The following is a 3,567-nucleotide window of genomic DNA, read 5'->3' on the forward strand; positions in this document are numbered from 1 at the left end:
CGGCTGCCCGGCGGGCTGGCGGTGCTGGCCGAGCTGCTGCACCCAGCCCGCGAGGGCGACGCCGATCGCGCCGGCTATCTCCCGCTCGCGATCGGCGTCCTGATTTTCCAAATGCGCTGGTTCATCAGCTCGCTGACCGAGCACGGGCGGGCGCAGCTCACGCTCGCCGGGCAGGTCGCGATCCTGCTGGCGCTGGCCTGGCCGATCTATCGGCATGGCAGCGCGTATCGCGACCTGAGCCTCGCGCGGACGGTGGCGAGCATCGCGGTGATGCTGCTGGCCGGGATCGGCGCCGCGGCGGTGATGCGGTGACGCCGGTGCTGCCCGATTGGGCGGCGCGACTGGTCCCGATCGCGACGGGCCTCGGGCTCGGCACCGCGGCCAAATATGCGCTATCGATGATGGACGGGGCCAAGATCACCGCGCGCGGGCTCGTGATCGACCTGCTGCTCCAGGGCGTGCTGGCGCTCATCGCGCTGGCGATCAGCGATGCGGCCGGGCTCACCGGCAATGCGAGGGTCTTCGTCGGCGCGCTCGTGGCGCTCAATAGCGACCGCATCGTCCGCAAGGTCCGCGACGTCTTCTTCGACAAGGTCCATCCGCCCACGCCGGGCGTCTGATCTCGCCGCCATGGAGGCCATGATGCCCGACATCCGGTCCACCCTGCCGGATGCGGCATCGTGATCTGCGCCCTGCTGCTGCTCGCATCCGGCCCGGTCCTGACGGTGCGGGTGGACACCCCCGCGCGCCCAACCGGCCTCGCGCGCGGCCGTCGCCTGCCGCCCCGGAGGCCGCCCGTGCGCGGCCGGTCCTGGGCGATCCGGGCCGTCCTGACCCTACCCTTCTGAGGAGACCATCATGACCGACGTCCGGCCCTCGCCGGCGGCGCGGACGCGCGCGTCCGGTCTGACCGACGCGCGCGCGTTCTTCGTCGCATTACGCCCCTTCTTCGGCGGCTCGATCGACGCCGGCAGGGTCGCCGGCATCACAGCCAAGCTCCAGGCGTTCGGCGCCGCCGGCGCGCCGATCGCCTGGGTCGCATACGGCCTCGCGACCTCGTGGTGGGAGACCGCGCACACGATGCAGCCGGTCCGAGAGATCGGGCAGGGTAGGGGCTGCTCCTACGGCGCGCCCGGATGCCACGCCGGCCAGGTCGCCTACGGCCGCGGCGACGTCCAGCTGACGTGGGACCGAAATTATGAGCGCGCGGACCGCGAGCTTGGCCTGCACGGTGCGCTGATCGCGGACTACAACCTGGCGCTGCGCCCCGACATCTCCGCGCAGGTGCTGGTGCGCGGGATGAGCGCGGGTTGGTTCACCGGCCGGTCGCTTGGCACCTACCTGCCCTCGACCGGCCGCGCGCCGCTGGCGGCGTTCGTCGCCGCGCGCGCGATCATCAATGGCAGCGATCACGCCGGGCAGATCGGCGCGGTCGCGATGACATTCCAGGACGCGCTCGCCGCCGGCGGCTGGCGCTGAGCCCCGCGCGCGCGGGTTGGGCGTGCTGAACGCATGATCCCCTGAGCCTCGTTACGTCACCGTCGAGCCGGAGCGCGCGCCGGACCGCGCAACGCAGCACGGGCGGCGTCGGCGAGCCAGGCGGACCGGTTCGGTGCCACGGCGTCGATAGCGCGGAGCAGCCCTGCATCCAGCGAGATCAGCACGCGCTCGACCTTCGCGGGGATATCCGCGCGGATCAGGACGCAGGCGACATCGTCCGCGCCTTCCACCCCTGCCTTGATATCATCAAGGGTGGACGGCGCGGGCAGAGCGTCCTTGTCCTTGACCATCGCCTCGATGTGCAGCGCCAGCGCGGCCTCGGCGCTGAGCGCAGCGTCGTTGACGGAGGGACCATTGGCGATGCAGCCGGGGAAGTCGGGAAAGGTCGCCCCGAAGCCGCTGGCGCTCCGGTCGATCACGGCGGGGTAGAAGGTGGCGGGCATAGTCGGCTCCTTGCGATACGGCGTATATTAGAGAGAAACAGGCTTCGGAAGCGTGATCGTCTGGGCTCCTTCCGGTTCGGCCCGGCCCGTCAGGGCCGGAGCCTGATCCCGGTGGCTTTCTCGATCGAGATGATGTTGCGGAGCGAGAGGTCCTTCACCGGGTGCTGGACGGTGACCTTGACGCCGTCCTTCTTGAACTGGTGGTGATCGCCCCGGGTCGCGACCTGCTGCCACCCGTTGGCCCGGAGAACCTTGATCACTTCGCGGCTGCTGATCACTTCATCTGTCCCTTCGTTCTGATATATCCCGTATATAGCTGAAAGACCGGCTAGGCAAGCACTATAATATACCGCGTATATCTTTTTATCTAAGCGGCCGGGTCGCGCGCCAGGTCCGCGTGGCCGGGCTGGCGTCGGCGTAGCCAGCCGCACCCCATCCCCGACCATCACCGGACCTATCCAGCCTGCGTTGAGGTCGGCGGCGCAGGCCTGATGGAGCATACCCATGCGTATTTTCGGCCTCACCATCACCACAGCCAAGCTCGTGGCGGCCGCCAGCGCCGTCGCCGCCAGCCCGGCCGCCGCGTCGCTTGCCGGCAACTCGCTCGACAAGGCGGTGATCGCCGCCAAGGCGAGCGAGGTCGGCAAGGCGGCGATCGACGCGGTCCATGCCGCCGAGGTGCCGGGCGCGACCGGTGCCGCGAAGAAGAAGCAGGCGATCGCCGCGGTCATCCCGGCGCTGGTGCTCCACGTCGCCAAGGTCGGGCTCGCCGCGACGATGGCGGACCTGGAGACCTTCGCCGGCGCGCTGATCGAGTCCGTGCTCGCCGATGTGAAGCGCACCGGCCCGCTGGCGATCGCCGAGGCGATCCTTCAGCTGGCGGTCGCCGCCTAGTCGACCGTCGGCACGCCCGAGCCGCCATCCAGGTCCGCGAAGCGGAAGGGTGGCGGCTCGGGCTGATCGGACAGGATTTCCAGTCGGGCCAGCGCGGCCGCGAGGCGCTGCGCGGCGAAGTGCTGGCCTCGTCGCCGCTGGTCGGGGCGACGGTCCGCTATCATGGCCTGCACGGACGCCGGCAGTCGCTGGAGCGCGTAGATCATCATCCACGTCAGCTCGTCCTGATTTACCTGCCTCATGCCTCGATCCCCCGCGACTCGTCGCGAACGGAATTAGCGCGCGTTCCTTTTCCGTTCTACTCCGGACGCGGGTATCGGACGCGCCAGATCGGGTATCGTACCCGTTCTCGTGCCTGCAAAGCCGCAGAATTGCGTCACTTTCCACGACCGGGGCGGAGGGTGCCTCCGCCCCGGTCGTGCGAATATGCATCGCCACGATGCAAATATGCACGCCGGCGGCGCGCCGGTAATCCGTCTTCGAAAGCACGAAGCCATGCTCACTGACGCGGCCATCGGCCGCGCGCGGACGAAGCCGCGCGCCTACAAGATCTCGGACGAACAGGGACTCTACCTCTTCGTCACCCCGAGCGGTCGACGATCGCTCCGGATGCGGTACGTCGATCGGTCGACCGGCTGCGAGCAGACGCTGACCTTCGGCCTGTGGCCCGAGGTGACGCTCGACCAGGCGCGCGCGCGGCGCGACGCGGCCCGCGCGCAGCTCGCCCGCG

Annotated in this window: 8 protein-coding genes; 5 read left to right on the plus strand and 3 right to left on the minus strand. The window is 69.8% G+C overall.

From position 1 onward, the window contains the following. From HUV01_RS13810 to HUV01_RS13820, 3 genes are all read left to right on the plus strand, one after another. A partial coding sequence (locus tag HUV01_RS13810) for a hypothetical protein (RefSeq protein WP_174298794.1) occupies window positions 1–312 on the plus strand: 312 nt, incomplete at its 5' end. Further along, complete coding sequence (locus tag HUV01_RS13815; protein ID WP_174298795.1) at window positions 309–620, plus strand: hypothetical protein; 312 nt, start codon at window positions 309–311, stop codon at window positions 618–620. The genes HUV01_RS13810 and HUV01_RS13815, both read left to right, overlap by 4 nt. Before the next feature lie 238 nt (window positions 621–858). Next, window positions 859–1,479 (plus strand): hypothetical protein, encoded by a 621-nt coding sequence (locus HUV01_RS13820; protein WP_174298796.1) that lies wholly within the window; start codon window positions 859–861, stop codon window positions 1,477–1,479. A gap of 56 nt (window positions 1,480–1,535) precedes the next feature. On the opposite strand, the gene HUV01_RS13825 is transcribed toward HUV01_RS13820, so the two are convergent. Together HUV01_RS13825 and HUV01_RS13830 are read right to left on the minus strand one after the other, a co-directional pair. Beyond that, window positions 1,536–1,943, minus strand: a complete 408-nt coding sequence (locus HUV01_RS13825; RefSeq protein ID WP_174298797.1) for a type II toxin-antitoxin system HicB family antitoxin — start codon at window positions 1,941–1,943, stop codon at window positions 1,536–1,538. An 89-nt stretch (window positions 1,944–2,032) separates the two neighbouring features. Beyond that, window positions 2,033–2,221, minus strand: coding sequence for a type II toxin-antitoxin system HicA family toxin (locus tag HUV01_RS13830; protein WP_217431017.1), 189 nt, complete (start codon window positions 2,219–2,221; stop codon window positions 2,033–2,035). 226 nt (window positions 2,222–2,447) lie between these two features. Here HUV01_RS13830 and HUV01_RS13835 point away from each other — a divergent pair, with 226 nt between their 5' ends. Then, entirely contained in the window at window positions 2,448–2,837 is a 390-nt protein-coding gene (locus HUV01_RS13835) for a hypothetical protein (RefSeq protein ID WP_174298798.1), read from the plus strand. Here the strand turns inward: HUV01_RS13835 and HUV01_RS13840 are convergent. Then, window positions 2,834–3,079, minus strand: a complete 246-nt coding sequence (locus HUV01_RS13840) for a hypothetical protein (RefSeq protein ID WP_174298799.1) — start codon at window positions 3,077–3,079, stop codon at window positions 2,834–2,836. The genes HUV01_RS13835 and HUV01_RS13840 overlap by 4 nt on opposite strands. Window positions 3,080–3,284: 205 nt before the next feature. On the opposite strand from HUV01_RS13840, the gene HUV01_RS13845 reads away from it, so the two are divergent. Next, window positions 3,285–3,567 (plus strand): Arm DNA-binding domain-containing protein (locus HUV01_RS13845; protein WP_254606662.1); only part of this gene is annotated, 283 nt, incomplete at its 3' end.

Source organism: Sphingomonas bacterium, from assembly GCF_903643035.1.
Lineage (GTDB): Bacteria > Pseudomonadota > Alphaproteobacteria > Sphingomonadales > Sphingomonadaceae > Sphingomonas.

What these genes read in the sequence shown, in the direction of transcription:
- HUV01_RS13820 (WP_174298796.1), top strand. Translation starts at nt 859, where the DNA reads ATGACCGACGTCCGGCCCTCGCCGGCGGCGCGGACGCGCGCGTCCGGT.
- HUV01_RS13825 (WP_174298797.1), bottom strand. Translation starts at nt 1,943, where the DNA reads ATGCCCGCCACCTTCTACCCCGCCGTGATCGACCGGAGCGCCAGCGGC.
- HUV01_RS13835 (WP_174298798.1), top strand. Translation starts at nt 2,448, where the DNA reads ATGCGTATTTTCGGCCTCACCATCACCACAGCCAAGCTCGTGGCGGCC.
- HUV01_RS13840 (WP_174298799.1), bottom strand. Translation starts at nt 3,079, where the DNA reads ATGAGGCAGGTAAATCAGGACGAGCTGACGTGGATGATGATCTACGCG.